At 63.4% G+C, this 15,959-nt stretch carries 12 protein-coding genes; 5 read left to right on the forward strand and 7 right to left on the reverse strand.

Annotated features, from left to right (window positions below; all coding sequences use genetic code 11):
• Nucleotides 1–51: 51 nt before the first annotated feature.
• Nucleotides 52–960: an MBL fold metallo-hydrolase gene (locus CRO46_RS12570; protein WP_097108111.1), complete on the forward strand. Its 909-nt coding sequence runs from the start codon at nt 52–54 to the stop codon at nt 958–960.
• 9 nt (nt 961–969) lie between these two features.
• Here CRO46_RS12570 and CRO46_RS12575 read toward each other — a convergent pair whose 3' ends face one another.
• Nucleotides 970–1,887, reverse strand: coding sequence for a DUF1499 domain-containing protein (locus tag CRO46_RS12575; protein ID WP_097108112.1), 918 nt, complete (start codon nt 1,885–1,887; stop codon nt 970–972).
• Between the two features lie 178 nt (nt 1,888–2,065).
• On the opposite strand from CRO46_RS12575, the gene CRO46_RS12580 reads away from it, so the two are divergent.
• From CRO46_RS12580 to CRO46_RS12590, 3 genes are all read left to right on the forward strand, one after another.
• A complete protein-coding gene (locus tag CRO46_RS12580; RefSeq protein WP_097108113.1) occupies nt 2,066–2,506 on the forward strand; it encodes a hypothetical protein in 441 nt (146 codons plus the stop codon).
• 75 nt (nt 2,507–2,581) lie between these two features.
• Complete coding sequence (locus tag CRO46_RS12585) at nt 2,582–3,823, forward strand: aconitase X (protein ID WP_097108114.1); 1,242 nt, start codon at nt 2,582–2,584, stop codon at nt 3,821–3,823.
• Nucleotides 3,820–4,239: an aconitase X swivel domain-containing protein gene (locus tag CRO46_RS12590; protein WP_097108115.1), complete on the forward strand. Its 420-nt coding sequence runs from the start codon at nt 3,820–3,822 to the stop codon at nt 4,237–4,239. Before CRO46_RS12585 ends, CRO46_RS12590 begins: the two co-directional genes overlap by 4 nt.
• Here the strand turns inward: CRO46_RS12590 and CRO46_RS12595 are convergent.
• Complete coding sequence (locus tag CRO46_RS12595) at nt 4,223–5,311, reverse strand: YeeE/YedE family protein (protein WP_097108116.1); 1,089 nt, start codon at nt 5,309–5,311, stop codon at nt 4,223–4,225. The genes CRO46_RS12590 and CRO46_RS12595 overlap by 17 nt on opposite strands.
• 180 nt (nt 5,312–5,491) lie before the next feature.
• Nucleotides 5,492–8,164, reverse strand: a complete 2,673-nt coding sequence (gene ppdK / locus CRO46_RS12600; RefSeq protein ID WP_097108270.1) for a pyruvate, phosphate dikinase — start codon at nt 8,162–8,164, stop codon at nt 5,492–5,494.
• A 469-nt stretch (nt 8,165–8,633) separates the two neighbouring features.
• On the opposite strand from ppdK, the gene CRO46_RS12605 reads away from it, so the two are divergent.
• The gene (locus CRO46_RS12605) at nt 8,634–9,776 is read left to right on the forward strand and encodes a DegT/DnrJ/EryC1/StrS family aminotransferase (RefSeq protein ID WP_097108117.1); all 1,143 of its coding nucleotides are present in this window, start codon (nt 8,634–8,636) and stop codon (nt 9,774–9,776) included.
• Here the strand turns inward: CRO46_RS12605 and CRO46_RS12610 are convergent.
• The 4 genes from CRO46_RS12610 to CRO46_RS12625 all read right to left on the reverse strand — a co-directional run bounded on the left by CRO46_RS12610 (nt 9,751) and on the right by CRO46_RS12625 (nt 15,887).
• Nucleotides 9,751–10,755, reverse strand: coding sequence for an alpha/beta fold hydrolase (locus CRO46_RS12610; RefSeq protein WP_097108118.1), 1,005 nt, complete (start codon nt 10,753–10,755; stop codon nt 9,751–9,753). The genes CRO46_RS12605 and CRO46_RS12610 overlap by 26 nt on opposite strands.
• 118 nt (nt 10,756–10,873) lie before the next feature.
• Nucleotides 10,874–14,338 (reverse strand): chromosome segregation protein SMC, encoded by a 3,465-nt coding sequence (gene smc / locus CRO46_RS12615; RefSeq protein ID WP_097108119.1) that lies wholly within the window; start codon nt 14,336–14,338, stop codon nt 10,874–10,876.
• An 87-nt stretch (nt 14,339–14,425) separates the two neighbouring features.
• The gene (locus tag CRO46_RS12620) at nt 14,426–15,181 is read right to left on the reverse strand and encodes a DsbA family protein (RefSeq protein WP_097108120.1); all 756 of its coding nucleotides are present in this window, start codon (nt 15,179–15,181) and stop codon (nt 14,426–14,428) included.
• Between the two features lie 193 nt (nt 15,182–15,374).
• The gene (locus tag CRO46_RS12625; protein WP_097108121.1) at nt 15,375–15,887 is read right to left on the reverse strand and encodes a DUF721 domain-containing protein; all 513 of its coding nucleotides are present in this window, start codon (nt 15,885–15,887) and stop codon (nt 15,375–15,377) included.
• Nucleotides 15,888–15,959 lie beyond the last annotated feature (72 nt).

The raw sequence follows: 15,959 nt of genomic DNA on the forward strand, positions 1-15,959 counted from the left end.
GGCGCCACCCGGCCTGATGCAGCCGCATGCGGCCGGAAACCGGAGACACGTGTGACCGAACCGGAATTTGACAAGACTTTCGAGCCCGCTCACGGCGAGGCCGTTGCTGTTGGCAGCAACATCCTGCGGGTTACGGCCCCCAATGCGGGGCCGCTGACCTTTCACGGCACCAACAGCTATGTGGTCGGACGCGACACGCTTGCGGTCATCGATCCCGGTCCGGACGACGAAAGCCACTGGCGCACATTGCTGGCAGCAATCGCCGGGCGTCCGGTCAGCCATATCTTCGTCAGCCACACCCACCGGGATCATTCGCCGCTGGCTGCGCGGCTGAAGGCCGAAACCGGGGCAACAATCGTTGCCGAAGGACCGCACCGGGCAGCGCGTCCGCTTTACACCGGCGAGGTCAATCCGCTGAAGGAAAGTGCGGACATGGATTTCGCGCCCGACATCGCCGCCGCTCATGGACACGTCGTATCAGGCGACGGCTGGTCGATCGAGACGCTGCACACCCCCGGCCACACCGCCAACCACGCAGCTTTCGCGCTTTCCGGCACGGGGGTGGTGTTTTCCGCCGACCATGTGATGGCCTGGGCGACATCGATCATTGCGCCGCCGGACGGCGCGATGAGTGATTTCTTGGCCTCGCTCGACATGCTGTCGGAGCGCGATGACAGCCTCTACCTGCCCGGTCACGGTGGCCCGGTGCGCAAGCCACGTCAGTTCGTGCGCGCACTGAAAACCCACCGAATCATGCGCGAACGCGCGGTGCTGAGCCGTGTCGAAAAAGGCGACCGTCTGATCGCCGACATGGTCAAGGTGATATACCGCGAGACCGACCCGCGGCTGCATGGTGCGGCAGCGCTGTCGGTGCTGGCGCATCTTGAAGACCTGGTCGGGCGCGGCGAAGTGATCACCAACGGCCCGCCTTCGATCGAGGGTGAATACCGACCCGCCTGACTTGCCTTCTCAGCCGCCGGCGATGCCGAGAAGCTGCAGATCGAGATCCCGCAGGAAGCCGCGAATCAAAGCGGCATTGATGCCGAAATCATGGTCGCCATCCCGCGTGGCTGCGCGCATATCGACAAAGGTCGTCTGCTCTTCTTCGGAGAGGCGGATCAGAACATCCTGCGGAATCCCGAGCACCAGCGTTCTGGTGCGGTACTGGATCACCGCAAAATTCGGTATGGGGGCAAGCGCCAGATCCTCGACATCGGGCCGTGGCGCGGGCAATGGTGCGCGTGCCGGGTCGGCCTCACCACTGGAACTACGAGCCTCCTCTCTTTTCTCTGCGTCGTCCGTGTTCGGCTCGAGACCATCGGCCAGCGCCTCGACACCGACATTGGCAACCTGGGTCCATTTCCTGTCACGGGCCACGGTCTGAACAGCAAGCAACACGCGATCGATCGCGCCTTCGTAGCGCCGGCCTGTGATCTGTGGGTAGGCCTCTGTTTGCTGCTGGCGCGCTTCCGGCCGGGTGCCGTCGGCACGGGGAATCCAGGAAGGCTCGAATTCCGGCTTTTCCAGCCATTCGGGCGGGTTCTTCACATCGGTCGCAATGTCGTGAATAGGGGGAAGCAGCACGAAACGGCTTGCCGCCAGGCCAACGGGAATCAGAATGATGAGTGCCATGACCATGCCGCTGAAGGATGCATGACCGCCCTTGGCACCGATATGCCAGAGCATGAAGAACCCGATGACGGACAGGCCCAGCACAATTGTTGCAAGCACGGTGGCGAGCAGCACAGCCGCGACGGTGTTCGGCAGTTCAAGCATGCCCACGCGGTGCAGGATCACGGCAACGAGGGCAAGCAGAACGGCAAACCGTCCCAGCCTGCGCGACCAGGCAGCGGCAATCGAACGTGGTCTTTCGGGTCGGAACGGCATGGCGCGGCCAAGTCTCCGGGAGATATGGAGCGCGGGATGCGCGTCTGATTGTGGTTGAATTCATTAGCGCTTCGCGGCTGCCGCGGCAAGCGCCTCACTTCAGCCACGCTTGCGGGCAAAAATTGACCCGGGGGGCAGATGAGACCAAACAGGTTTCACTTTGCGAAGGAGATCCGCCATGGCGGCAGACACCCAACCGATGCCGATGCAAGGCTTGCCCAGGCCTGCACCTGAGCACAGGACTGCACAGGCTCACAGTTCCTCCCGACTTCAAAAAGAGCACACGCCCGCACGGACAACACCGCTGGCGCTGGAACTGGTCGAGCTCGAGCTTGCACTCGATCTCAGCGACATCGCCGACCGCGGATTTTCCGACGCCGTGCGCGATGCAGCCAGGGAGATCGGGGGCGAATACCTGTTCGACCTCCCTGCTTCCGGACTTGTCGAGGATGCACAGCGGATCGCGGTTGTCTGCCTGTCGCGCGATCAGGGCGGACGCTTCGGGCTGGTTTTGCTCAGCAGCAATGGCGACCGGGTAGAAGCGGTCGAGGCGGATGAATCAACATTGGGCCTGGTCCAGTTTGCCCGGGCCTTCGTTTCGGTGCTGGAAAAACTTTGAGCGCCGGCTCCCAGCCTTTTCGAGAAGCGGCGTAGCGGTTAGTGTCCCGCCGAAGGCAGGCGGCGGGGATGAGCAGTGGAGCTGAGTACAACCGACCACGAGATTCTTGACGGCGACCACGGCCCCGCCGCTGCGGATGCAATGCAGCTGGTATTGAGATTTGCCGAAGCGGTCGGCGCGCCCCGCTTGCTGGCCTGCGCCAGCGCTCATGTCGACGGCTGCCTCTATCACGGCCAGGCGAGCCTGGATTTTGTTGAACGGTTCGTGGCTCTCAAGGGCCGGGTCAAGGTTCCCACCACGCTCAATGTCGGGTCGGTCGACCTCATCCATCCAGAGCTGTTCATCGGAGATGCAGAGCTCGGCGCTGCCGGCCGGCGGCTGATGGAAGCGCATGTCGACCTTGGCTGCACGCCGAGCTTTACCTGCGCACCGTACCAGACCCTGCTCCGGCCGCGGTTCGGGGATCAACTCGCCTGGGCAGAATCCAACGCCATCGTGTTTGCCAATTCGGTGATCGGCGCACGGACCAACCGTTACGGGGACTTCATCGATCTTGCCTGCGCGCTTACGGGCCGGGTGCCGGATTACGGGCTGCACCGCCGCGAGAACCGGCGCGCCCGGGTGGTCGTGGACATCGATGGTTTTGAACATGCCGGGCCGGATCAGGCCGGCGGCCTCGCGGTTGCCGCGGGGCTCTTCGTCGGCAAACATTGCGGCGATGCCATCGCCGCGATCACCGGCCTGCCCCGATCAACCAGCGAAGACGATCTCAAGGCGCTCGGTGCCGCGGCGGCATCAGCTGGCAGCGTTGCCATGTTTCATGCAGTCGGCCTGACACCCGAGGCGCCGGACCTCAAGACAGCGACCGGCGGACAGGAGGTGCCTGTGGTGGCGCGGCTGGGGCCAGGAGAGGTTTTAAAGATTCTGAAGAATCTCAGCACCGTGCAGGATGCTGCCGCGCTGACAGCGGTGGCGCTTGGGACACCACATTTCTCGCTCAGCGAATTCGACCGGCTGATGCCGATGCTCGATCTCGCGCCGTTTGCGGTTCCGGTCTATATCAACACCGGGCGGCATGAATATGAGCAGCTCAGTCGCGACGGGCAGGCGCAACGACTGGAGGCGGCCGGTGTCACATTGGTGGTAGACACCTGCACCTATGTCACTGCGATCATCCGCGATCTCTCGGGCGCGGTGATGACCAATTCCGGCAAATGGGCCTATTACGCGCCCGGCAATCTCGGTGTCGACGTGGCCTTTGGGACACTTGCCGACACGCTTTTGTCGGCCAAGGCCGGGCGGGTGGTCAGAGCATGAGCGCGCGCAGCCTGGTATCCGGCAACGCAGCCGGGCCGGTTCTGGCGCTGGATGAGCCTTTGAGCTTCTGGGGCGGGTTCGACAGCTCGAGCGGCAAAGTCATCGACAGGTTCCACACTCAGCACGGCGCCTGCCTCAGCGGCACGGTGCTGTTCATGGAACGCGGCCGCGGCTCGTCCTCCGGGGCGTCCGTGCTGGCCGAGGCTATCCGGCTGGGGACGGCGCCAGCGTCAATCATCCTGCTCGACGAGGATGCCATCATCACCACCGGTGCGCTTGTGGCGCAGATGCTCTACGGGATCGACTGTCCGGTGGTGGCGATCAAGGACCGGGCCGCGTGGGAACGGCTCTCCGCCCTGCCCCGCCTTGCTGTCGAAGCCGGAGCAGAAAGGCTTGTCATCACTCCGCCGGAATAACCTGGGCTGTGCCTGCCTGTTGGCGCACTGTCGAGCGCAGCACCAGCTGGGCCAACGCCGCGCCGGACATCATCGAGGCCAGTCCGAGCAGCGACGAGATGGCGAGCACCGAACCGCCGGTGAGGCCAGCACCGATGGTGCAGCCGACTGCAAGGATGCCGCCAAAGCCCATCAGCACCGATCCAGCGGCGTAGCGCCAGATCGACGGCACGCCAGGCTCGGCAAAGGTCGAGATGCGGAATTCGCCCGACAATAGTGCGGCCACGAACGCTCCCACGATTGCACCGATCAGCACACCCTGGTCGAGACCGGCAAAACCGCTTTCCAGCGCCAGTTCGCCGGTAGTGGCCAGAGGGCGGATGAAGGACAGGCTTTCGGCCTGGATCGGCTCGAACACCTGGGTCGAAAGCTGCCAGGTAAAGTACCAGCCGGCGGCCACCGTAAGGCCGATCATGATGCCGCCGAACAGCCTCCAGACCGAGAGCTTTGACCTGAATGCGAAGCCAAGCGCAATGACGGCAAGCACACCGCCAAGCGCGGTGCCGGCCCAGCGTTCAAGGCCAGCGTGGACGAGCAGGTCGTTGCCACCAATGGCCGCTGTGCTCCAGAGGCTGCCGATACCATCACGCAACGGCACAAGCACGCCGCTATAGGTCGCAAGCGCGGTCACACCAATGATGACAATGGAGAAGATGCCGCGCAGATTGCCCGAGGCGCCGAGCACCAGAAGCCGCGAGACGCAACCGCGCGCCAGCACCATGCCGATGCCGAACAACAGGCCACCGATCAGGGCGCCGGACAGGCTCTGCGCAGTGGAGAAGAAGCGGGTCTCGTCGACATTGATCATATCGGCGCCGAGCAACAGCTGCACGGCCAGAACGGCGGCGGCAAAACCGGCAGCCCAGGTGGCAAACGGCTTGAGGTCACTTTCCCCCATGACGGAGAGAACAGCCGAGCGGGTGCAGTAGCGGCTGCGCTGGGCGAAGACGCCGAAGACCAGTCCGAGAACCAGGCCGCCCACGAGTGCGGTCTGCGGCTCGCCGATGAGGTCGATCAGAGGGACGAGGTCCATTGCTTCAATCTCCGTGAATTGCATCTGTAAAATACAATACGTTGAGACCCATTGGAGGGGCCGGACTTACAGCCCGGACACTCCGACAGGTTTTTTCTTCCTCAATAACGAGCTTTCTTGGAACGCAATTCCTTGCGGGGATATATCACCGCACTGAAGCTCCGCCGCTTCTCCGCTCGATCAGGGATGGCGGGTCTTTTCGATGGCGGCCTGTGCAGCGGCCAGCCGGGCAATCGGCACGCGGAAGGGCGAGCAGCTGACGTAGTCGAGGTCGATCTGCTCGCAGAATTTTACCGAAGCCGGGTCGCCGCCGTGTTCGCCGCAGATGCCCAGCTTGATGTCGGGCCTGGTCGCCCTGCCCTTGTCGGACGCGATCCGCACCAGTTCACCAACGCCGTCTATGTCGAGCGTGACGAACGGATCCTGCTCGATGATGCCCTTTTGCTGGTAGGTCATCAGGAAGGAGGAAGCATCGTCGCGCGAAATGCCAAAGGTGGTCTGGGTCAGGTCGTTGGTGCCGAAGGAGAAGAATTCGGCGACTTCAGCGATCGCATGGGCGCGAATGGCCGCGCGCGGCAGCTCGATCATGGTGCCGACGAGATAGGTGATGTCGACCCCCGCTTCACCGATGACTTCGCGGGCGACGGCATCGATCCGGGCCTTGACGAAATCAAGCTCCTCGCGAAGGCCGACCAGCGGCACCATGATTTCCGGCACCACAGGCGCACCGGTGGACTTGGCGGCTTCGACGGCGGCCTCGAAGATCGCGCGTGCCTGCATCTCTGCGATTTCCGGGTAGGAGATCGCCAGGCGGCAGCCGCGATGGCCAAGCATCGGATTGAATTCGTGCAGTTCATCGACCCGCTGGCTGAGCTTTTCAACCGAAACCCCGATAACGCCCGCCACTTCGGCGATCTCTTCATCAGTCTTGGGCAGGAACTCGTGCAGCGGTGGATCGAGCAGGCGGATGGTGACCGGCAGGCCCTTCATGATCTCGAACAGCTCGATGAAATCCGAGCGCTGCATCGGCAAGAGCTTGGCAAGTGCGGTGCGGCGACCACCTTCGGTACCGGCCAGGATCATCTCGCGCATGGCGGTGATGCGGTCGCCCTCAAAGAACATGTGCTCGGTGCGGCACAGACCAATGCCTTCAGCACCGAAGGAGCGCGCAGCGCGCGCATCGGCTGGGGTTTCGGCGTTGGTGCGGACCTTCATTCTCCGCGCGGCATCAGCCCATTCCATGATCCGGCCGAAATCGCCCGATAGTTCCGGCTGCAGCATGGCGACTGCGCCCTTGAGCACCTGTCCGGTGGAGCCGTCGAGCGTGATGACGTCGCCGGCCTTGAGCGTGGCGCCAAGGGACACCAGCGTTCCGTTTCGTGCATCGATGCGCAGGCCGCCTGCCCCCGAAACACAAGGGGTTCCCATGCCACGGGCGACCACCGCCGCGTGACTGGTCATGCCGCCGCGGGAGGTGAGAATGCCTTCGGCGGCGTGCATGCCGTGAATATCTTCCGGGCTGGTTTCCACCCGCACCAGAATGACCTTGCGGCCGGTCTTGGCTGCCTCGACGGCCTCGTCGGAGGTAAAGACGATTTCGCCGGTGGCCGCCCCGGGGGATGCCGGCAGGCCGGAACCGATGATGTCTCGGGCGGCATGCGGGTCGATGGTCGGGTGCAGCAACTGGTCGAGCGACGATGGATCGATGCGCAAGACCGCTTCCTCGTGTGAGATCAGCCCTTCGCCGGCCATGTCGACGGCGATCTTCAGCGCCGCCTTCGCCGTCCGCTTGCCGGACCGGGTCTGCAGCATCCACAGCTTGCCCGACTGGATGGTGAATTCGAGATCCTGCATATCGCGGTAGTGGTTCTCAAGCCGGTCGCAGATGGTCAGAAACTCGGCGAAGGCCTCCGGCATCAGCTTTTCCAGCGAAGGCCGGTCTGAGCCGGATTCGATGCGGGCCGCCTCGGTGATCGACTGAGGCGTGCGAATACCGGCGACCACGTCCTCGCCCTGGGCGTTGACGAGAAACTCGCCGTAAAGCTCCTTGGCGCCGGTCGAGGGATTGCGGGTAAAGGCCACACCGGTGGCGGACTGATCCCCGAGATTGCCGAACACCATGGCCTGGACATTGACGGCCGTTCCCCAAGTGGCAGGAATGTCGTGCAGCTGACGGTAGGTGATGGCGCGGGCATTCATCCAGCTGGCAAAAACGGCGCCGATCGCGCCCCAGAGCTGCTGATGCGGATCCTGCGGAAAGGGAACCCCCAGCTCTTCCTCGATGGTGGCCATGTAGCGGGCGATGACTTCGCGCCATTCCCCGGCGCTCACATCGGTATCCAGTTCATGGCCGAGCCGGGCCTTCTCGTCCTCGAGGATTTCCTCGAAGACCTCGTGGTCGAGCCCCATCACGACATCGGCATACATCTGGATGAAACGGCGATAGCTGTCGAAGGCAAAACGCTCGTCGCCGGAATCACGCGCCACGGCCAGTACCGTGTCGTCGTTGAGGCCAAGGTTGAGTACCGTGTCCATCATTCCCGGCATCGAAGCGCGGGCACCGGACCGAACGGACAGCAGCAGCGGCTTTTCGGGATCGCCAAAGGCGCGGCCGGCGATCTTGCCGACCTTGACCAGTGCATCGGTGACCGCCGCTTCAAGCCCGTCGGGCATCTTGCGGCCATTGTCGTAGTACCAGACGCAGGCGTCGGTGGTGATCGTCAGGCCCGGAGGAACCGGGAGTCCGAGATTGCACATTTCCGCGAGGTTGGCGCCCTTGCCGCCCAGCAAATTGCGATCGGCGGCGGAACCTTCAGCCTGCCCGTCCCCAAAAGTGTAGACCCACTTCGTCATCAGTCGACCTTCCTCGTCCAATACCGGCCTCGTCCGAAACCGCCACCGCTGCCAGTCCGAGGCTGCCATTACCGGTTTTCCGGGCGGCGGCCGAACCGGCAGGACGCAGTTTTCCATAACCCCTGTCTGGGGTGCTTAGCGTATGAGACGTGAATTACAATGCGCAATCTTGCCAATAAGCCGACTAAATCGATCAAACCAGCCCACGCGCGGCAAGAGTTTCGCTGTCACATTCGGGGCCTTTCAAGGCGAGTGCCGAGCAGTGGCAATACCCGCAGTTCTAAGGCAGCTGTCACGGGGCATCACCAGAAGCAACGCAAAGTGATGGCATCGGCAAGGTTTTCCCGGCCATCGGAAAAACTCACACTGGACCCGGCAAGCACAGCGCATTAACAGGAGACGATTCCGGCCGCCTTGAGGGCTCGCGGGCGGAAACCGGATCCGGTGAGAGCCCCGAGGCACTTGCATCATGTCGTCTGCACCCCTTCAACCAGTCCCCTTCGTTGATCTCGGCGCCCAGAAGCTGCGCATCAGGGACCGTGTCGATGCAGCCATAAGTGCAGTGCTGGATCATGGTCAGTTCATTATGGGGCCCGAGGTTGCAGAGCTTGAATCGCAGCTCGCAGCTCATTGCGGCGCCAGCCACGCCATCGCCTGCTCCTCGGGCACGGACGCGCTGGCAATGGTGCTGATGGCCAAGAACGTGCGTCCGGGACAGGCGATCTTCTGCCCGGCCTTTACCTTTGTTGCGACCGCCGAAGTGGTGGCCTGGCTTGGGGCGCATGTCTGGTTTGTCGATGTCGACGCAGACACCTTCAACATGGATCCCGCTTCGCTTGAAACAGCCATTGCTGATGCACGCGACGCAGGTCACGAGCCGGTGGGCGTGATCCCGGTCGATCTGTTCGGGGTGCCGGCCGATTACGACGCGGTTTCGAAAATCGCTTCGCGCGAAGGGCTGTGGGTGCTCGGTGACGGCGCGCAGTCCTATGGCGCGCGCTATCACAACCGCCGGGTCGGGACGCTGGCGATGGCGACGGCGACCAGCTTCTTCCCGGCCAAGCCGCTTGGCGCTTACGGGGATGGCGGCGCGATCTTCACCGACGATGCCGAGCTCGCCGAGGTGCTGCGCTCGATCCTGTTTCACGGCAAGGGCGCCAACCAGTATGACAATGTGCGCGTCGGTATGACCGGCCGCATCGACACCATGCAGGCGGCGATCCTGATCGAGAAGCTGAGGATCTTCGACGACGAAATCGAAGCCCGCAACCGGATTGCCGCGCGCTACACATCGCTGCTCAAGAACCATGTCGCCACGCCGGTGGTGCCGGAAGGGCTGCAGTCGGTCTGGGCGCAGTACACCATCAAGCTGCCGGAAGCCGCCGACCGCGACGCCATCCAGACCAGGATGAAAAACGAAGGTGTGCCGAGTGCGGTCTACTACGCCAAGCCGCTGCACCGCCAGGATGCCTATAGCCACCACGGCATCGCCGGTGGCGAACTGCCTGTGACGGACATGCTGGCCGGCAGCGTTCTCAGCCTGCCGATGCATCCCTACCTGGACGACGAAACCCAGGACCGGGTGGTCAACGCGCTGATAGTGGCACTGTAATATCCTGGTCCGACGGCCCGACAGCCACCGGCTGTCGGGCTACGGCCGCCATCCGCCGGATAAAGTCGGCGCAGGCCTCCGGTGCGGTGATGAGAAGCATATGCCCGCAACCGGGCACTTCCTCGAACTCAAGCCCATGGGCCTGCATGGGCCGTCCGTGCTGAGCCGGCGAGAGCAACGCATCCTCCGCCGCGAAGAGAATCCCGCCCGGAACTCTTAGGTCAGCTGCGTAACGGGCTTCCTGGGCGGGCATAGACCGGGTCACTCCGTGCAAGTCGGCCGAGGCTCCGATGAAGGACGAAGGCCGCATGCCAAGAACGCCGCCTCCCCGGATGAGAAAATCTGCAGGTGCCTTTTCCGGTGCGAAGACCTGCGAGACGACCGTCGCGCTGGTCAGCTTTGCGATCGGGACGGAAATCGTGTTGCCAATCAGCCGGCGGAGAACCGCTGACCGGATCACCAGGGGCTTGAAGACGTCAGGTGGTCCCGGCATGGCTGCCGTGAGCGGGCTCAGCAGTGCCAGCGCACCTATCCGGTTACCCTGGTCAAGGGCTATTGCCAGCGACAGCGCACCGCCAAGGGAATGGCCTACCAGAACCGGCCGCTCGATACCGAGCTTGTCAAGGAACTCGCCGATCATCGCAGCCTGGGCAGGCAATTCCGCCAATTCGTCGCGGTCGCGGGTGGAGTAGCCGGACCCGGGCCGGTCGATGGTGATCACCCTGAAATCGGAAGCCAAATGGTCGGCGAGTGCATAGCTGAAATTGTGCATGTTGCCGGCGAGACCGTGGATCAGAACCAGCGGCTGACCATCGCGGGGCCCCTCATCGGTGTAGTGGATCACGCCGCCTGTCACCGGAATGCGCTGCCCTGCGGCGGGAACAGCTTTCTCCGCCCTGGCTGCGATACTTCTCGTCCAGAGCCAACCGACAGCGAGCAAGGCCAAAAGAACAAACAGAATCCAGAAAACAAAAGTCATGAAATCCCCCAGCACGTCTTTGAAACGTCAGGATAGACCTGAGCCGCAGAGCAGAAGTATCTGCATTGGGTAAAAGCGGTCAATCCATTTGCAAGCGGCAACGCCAGCACGGATAGGTTTAACCAGCGTCGCGCATCTGTTCGGCTGTCTGCAGGTCTACGGACACCAGCTGGCTCACGCCCTGCTCGGCCATGGTCACGCCGAACAGGCGGTTCATGCGGGCCATGGTGATCGGATTGTGTGTGATGATGACGAAGCGGGTCTCGGTGGAGGCTGCCATTTCGTCCATCAGGTTGCAAAAGCGCTCGACATTGTGGTCGTCGAGCGGCGCGTCGACCTCGTCAAGCACGCAGATCGGCGCCGGGTTGGTCAAAAACACCGCGAAGATCAGGGCCATAGCAGTCAGCGCCTGTTCGCCGCCCGACAGCAGCGTCATGGTCTGCGGCTTCTTGCCCGGCGGTCGCGCAAGGATCTCGAGACCGGCTTCCAGCGGATCGTCGGATTCGATGAGCTGCAGTTCCGCTGTGCCGCCACCGAACAGATGGGTGAACAGGCGTTGGAACTGGGCATTGACGATGTCGAAGGCGACGAGCAGCCGGTCGCGGCCTTCCTTGTTCAGGCTCTGGATGCCGGCGCGCAGTTTCTTGATCGCGTCGATGACGTCCTCGCGTTCCGTGACAATCAGATTGAGCCGGTCGGAGAGTTCGGTCTGCTCTTCCTCCGCGCGCAAATTGACCGCGCCCAGGCGTTCGCGTTCGATCTTCAGACGTTCGAGATTGCGCTCGACCTGCGCCGGATCGGGCAAGGGCGCATCGGCGGTCAGGCCGGAATGTCTCAGCGCTTCGTGCGGTTCGCAATTGAGCGCCTCGCGAATGCGCGCCTCGCCCTCATCGCGCCGTTCCCTGGCTGCCATCAGACGTTCCTCGGCGCGGCCGCGGCCTTCACGTCCCTGCGACAGCGCGCCGATGGCCTCGGTGGCCGCCTTGTCGGCTTCACGAGACTTGCTCTCGGCCAGGGCCAGCTTGTCGGCGGCCTCCTGACGGCGTTTTTCGGCTTCGGAGAGCTGGTTCATCAGCTGACGCCGGCGGGCGGCGAGTTCATCGGGGGCCTCGGCAATCCCTGCCACTTCCGCCGCCGCCTCGTCGGAACGGGTGCGCAAGGCGGCCAGATGGTTTTCGGCATTGGCGGCCCGTTCAAGCCAGCTGGTGCGCTCCGTAGCAATCGCGGCCAGTCTGCGGGCGCGGGCGGCGTTCTCGCGCTCGAGCCCTTCATGGGCGGCACGGGCCTCGGCAACAGCGCCGCGATCGGTGGCAACCTGAGCATTGACCTGGGCAAGGGCTGCATCGAGTCCGGCGAGATCCGGGCAGGCTCTGAGCGACTGCTCAGCCTGTTCAAGTCCCTCGACGGTTTCGGTCAGCTGTGCGCTGACCTGAGCGCGGGATTCGGTCAGCACGGCCCTGCGGTTCGCAAGTTCGCCGGAGGCACGTTCGGCGCTCGCCAGTTCGTCACGGGCCCGGGTCAGGCTTTGGCTGGCCGTGCGAATGTGATCGCGCGCCGCGCGGCTTTCATTGACCCTGGCTGTGACCGCGGCCTCGCTGCGTGCCAGGTCCTCTTCCACCCCGCGCAACGTCCTGGTGGCAACGCCGACTTCTTCGTTGAGGTCGGCCAACCGGTTTTTCTGCTCCAGCCTGAGGGCTGCGGGGGTGGGCGCATCGGCGGACGCGACATAGCCGTCCCAGCGGAAGACAGCGCCGTCACGGGTCACCAGACGCTGCCCGGGCTTGAGAGACGAATGCAGGCGCTTGCCGTGATCTTCATCAGCGACCAGCCCAATATGGGCCAGCCGGCGGGCTAGCTCTTGTGGTGCGCGAACATGGATGGAGAGCGGCGCGACACCATCGGGCAGCGCTGCATCCTGTGCTGCGGTTTCCATTCTGGCCCAATGAGCCGGCGCTGCGGAATCCAGCGGCAGATCAAGATCATCGCCAAGAGCTGCGCCAAGCGCGGTCTCGTAGCCGCGGTCGACCTTTATCTGCTCGACCACGGGCGGGAACTGGTCCGAGCCCTGCCCCGCATTGAGCATGCGGGCGATGGTCTTGGCCTCGGTCTCGATGGCATTGAGCCGGGCTCTGGCCTCGGTGACCGGCTGCCTGGATGCGGTCTCGGTCTCACGTGCGGCTTCAAGAGCCTGTTCGCTTTCGGCCAGCGCCTTTTCGGCATCGGCAAGCACATTCTCGGCGGCCTCGGTCTCCCGCCGTTTCTCTGCCGGATCGGGCAGCCCGGCGATCTTTCCGGCGATCGCACCAAGGTCGGCATCCTGGCTGGCGATCTGGCGTTGCAAACGGGCCTTGCGTTCGGATGCCTCGCGGATCAGCCGTTCAAGCTGCGTGCGCTCGGCTGAGGCTTCGGCGCGCTCGGCGGTGACGATGCCAAGCGAGGCCTCGCTTTCTGAAAGCCTGGCCTGCGCTGCCTCCAAGGCTGCCTTCAAAGCCGCGGAGCGTTCGCCGCTGCCTTCCAGTAGCGACTTGAGCTCGGCCTCTTCTTCGGAGAGCCGCTTCATGATGCCGTCATTGTCGGCGATCAGGCGCTCCTCGCGCTCGATATCGGCCTTGAGCAGCGCCATACGGCGGTCGAGTTCCTCGCGGCGGCGGGCAATGCGCTCGGCTTCCTCATCGATTTGGGTACGGGCAATCTGCAGCCGCTGCAAGGCTGCCGCGGCGGAGGCTTCGGCTTCGCGCAGTTCGGGCAGCTTGTGGGCCGCGACGGCCTGGTCCTTGGCAGCCTCCATCTGCGCCTGCGCCAGTTCGGCGACCCGGGATGTGGCCTGGGCGAGCGCGCTCTCGGCCTCGCCTTCCTGACCCTTGGCGATCGACCAGCGCAGATGCAGAAGCGTTGCCTCCGCCTGGCGCACTTCCGCCGAAAGGATCTTGAAGCGGTTGGCCTGGCGGGCCTGGCGCTTGAGGCTTTCGACCTGCGATTCAAGCTCGGAGGTGACGTCGTCGAGCCGTTCGAGATTGGTTTCCGCCGCACGCAGTCTGAGTTCCGCCTCATGGCGGCGGGAATGCAGGCCGGAAATGCCGGCGGCCTCTTCGAGCAGCTGCCGGCGGGCCTGCGGCTTGGCCTGGATCAGTTCACCGATACGCCCCTGCCCGACCATCGAGGGCGATCGCGCCCCGGTTGAGGCATCGGCAAACAGAAGCTGCACATCCTTGGCGCGGGCTTCCTTGCCGTTGATGCGGTAGACCGAGCCGGATTCGCGCTCGATGCGGCGGGTAACCTGGATCTCGTCGGAATTGTTGAAAGCTGCGGGCGCGGTGCGGTCGGAATTGTCGAGATAGAGCCCGACTTCGGCGGTGTTCCGGGACGGGCGGTTGCCGGAGCCCGAGAAGATCACGTCGTCCATGCCCGAAGCGCGCATGTTCTTGTAGGAGTTTTCGCCCATCACCCATCGCATGGCTTCGACAAGGTTGGACTTGCCGCAGCCATTGGGTCCGACGACACCGGTCAGGCCGCGTTCAATGATGAATTCGGTGGGCTCAACGAAGGACTTGAAGCCCAGGACCCTCAGCTTGGTGAACTTCATGACCGGATCCCCCGGTCAGGCGCATTCATCGGCATGGCAACGAATCCCTTGCGGTCAAACCACAAGGGATCGATGCACAGTGCCCGCTCAGAGAAGCGGGTCGATGATTGCCGACATGACGTCAACCGACAGATTCCCCGGATACCGCTTGCCGTTGATGAAGAAGGTTGGTGTCGACTGCACGCCAAACTCGTTCGCGGCCTTGGATCTTACAGCATTGACATCATCCAGAAGTTCTTGGTTCGTCAAGCAAGCCTCAAAGGACTCCTGTGTAAAACCGGCCAAACGGGCGATTTGGAGCAGTGCTTCACGTCCATCGGACGCTGTGGCCCAGCTGCGTTGCTGTTTGAAGAGAACATCGACCATGGGGAAAAACTGATTTTCCGGGGCGCAACGAGCCAGCATGATGGCGGCCGCGGCACGCGGATCGAATGGAAACTCGCGCAGTACGAAACGCACCTTGCCGGTGTCGACATATTTTTCGACCAACGGCTTGAAGTTGCTTTCGTGGAAGGCTGCACAGTGCGGACAGGTCATCGACATGTATTCGACGATGGTAACAGGCGCATTTTCATCGCCAAGCGTCATTTCCTTGAGCGGGCCGGGCTCCATCAGCTTGGCCATGTCAACCACACCGTCTGCCGCCGGTGCGTCGACGCTGCTTTCAGTCGAACCCGTGGTTTCCGCCGACACGTTTGCAGATGCCGTTTCGGTGGATACTGCAGCGGCCGAATTGTCGGATGCCTGCGGTGTCTGTTCAGACGAGTCCGAGCACGCCGTCAAGGTCAGTGCGAGCAACGAAACACCCGCAACGGCGGACAGTCGGGAGGTCAAACGAAACATGCAATTCACCCATTGTCTGGAAACATCGATACCACCACACTCAAAACCAGTTTCCTGCCCTCTCGCGCGGTCGGCGCCGGGTGCCTTTCGGCAAACGCCACAGCTTGCCTATTTCCTATAGCGTCAATTGTGGCCAAACAAGTGCAACATGTTCACGCAGCCGTGATCATGGCGCGCGCCGGCGGCTGACGTATCAACGCGGCCGCTTGGGCTTGCTGCCAAGCACTCCGGTGCCAAGGCGCTCCAGTGCTTGGCGCAGACCCGGGTCCTCGATCTCGGACAGCATGCCGGCAAGACGGCTCTTTTCGCGCGGGTCGAGCGGCCGTGCCTTGGGTTTGCGCTCCGGCACGTGGATCGCCTTCTGGATGATCCTGATCTGCGAAATGGCCTGGAAACCGAAGAAACTGTTGACCCTTGAGATCAGCTCGGCCTCCTGGTGCGCCAGGAACAGTGCGCGGGAACCTTCGCAGGCAATGGTCAGAAGTCCCGGGGTGAAGCCGCCGCCGGTTTCGTCCGGTCCCTCCTGACGCGGCCAGCGAATCCGCTCGGGCCGTGAGCAGTCGGCGAACTGCTCACCGGCGATCTCGTCCCAGGAGGCCAGCAGCAGCGTGTTGATGCCGGCCCGCCTGGCCAGGATCGGATCGATCAGGTCGTTGGCGATTTCGGCGATCTGCAGACTGCCCTTTCGGCTGAACGGCTTGGCCATTCGACTAATACTCCCTGAACCCCACCTGTCAGAGCCTGTCCGCCGATCCAATCACTGGACAGACCTTGCTGG

This window comes from Parahoeflea halophila (genome assembly GCF_900220985.1).
Taxonomy (GTDB): Bacteria; Pseudomonadota; Alphaproteobacteria; order Rhizobiales; family Rhizobiaceae; genus Hoeflea; species Hoeflea halophila.

Excerpts from the sequence above, each read along its gene's own strand:
- CRO46_RS12595 (WP_097108116.1), bottom strand. The coding sequence starts at position 5,311 with ATGGACCTCGTCCCTCTGATCGACCTCATCGGCGAGCCGCAGACCGCA.
- CRO46_RS12610 (WP_097108118.1), bottom strand. The coding sequence starts at position 10,755 with ATGACTTTTGTTTTCTGGATTCTGTTTGTTCTTTTGGCCTTGCTCGCT.
- CRO46_RS12620 (WP_097108120.1), bottom strand. The coding sequence starts at position 15,181 with ATGTTTCGTTTGACCTCCCGACTGTCCGCCGTTGCGGGTGTTTCGTTG.
- CRO46_RS12575 (WP_097108112.1), bottom strand. The coding sequence starts at position 1,887 with ATGCCGTTCCGACCCGAAAGACCACGTTCGATTGCCGCTGCCTGGTCG.
- CRO46_RS12580 (WP_097108113.1), top strand. The coding sequence starts at position 2,066 with ATGGCGGCAGACACCCAACCGATGCCGATGCAAGGCTTGCCCAGGCCT.
- CRO46_RS12625 (WP_097108121.1), bottom strand. The coding sequence starts at position 15,887 with ATGGCCAAGCCGTTCAGCCGAAAGGGCAGTCTGCAGATCGCCGAAATC.
- smc (WP_097108119.1), bottom strand. The coding sequence starts at position 14,338 with ATGAAGTTCACCAAGCTGAGGGTCCTGGGCTTCAAGTCCTTCGTTGAG.
- CRO46_RS12605 (WP_097108117.1), top strand. The coding sequence starts at position 8,634 with ATGTCGTCTGCACCCCTTCAACCAGTCCCCTTCGTTGATCTCGGCGCC.
- CRO46_RS12590 (WP_097108115.1), top strand. The coding sequence starts at position 3,820 with ATGAGCGCGCGCAGCCTGGTATCCGGCAACGCAGCCGGGCCGGTTCTG.
- ppdK (WP_097108270.1), bottom strand. The coding sequence starts at position 8,164 with ATGACGAAGTGGGTCTACACTTTTGGGGACGGGCAGGCTGAAGGTTCC.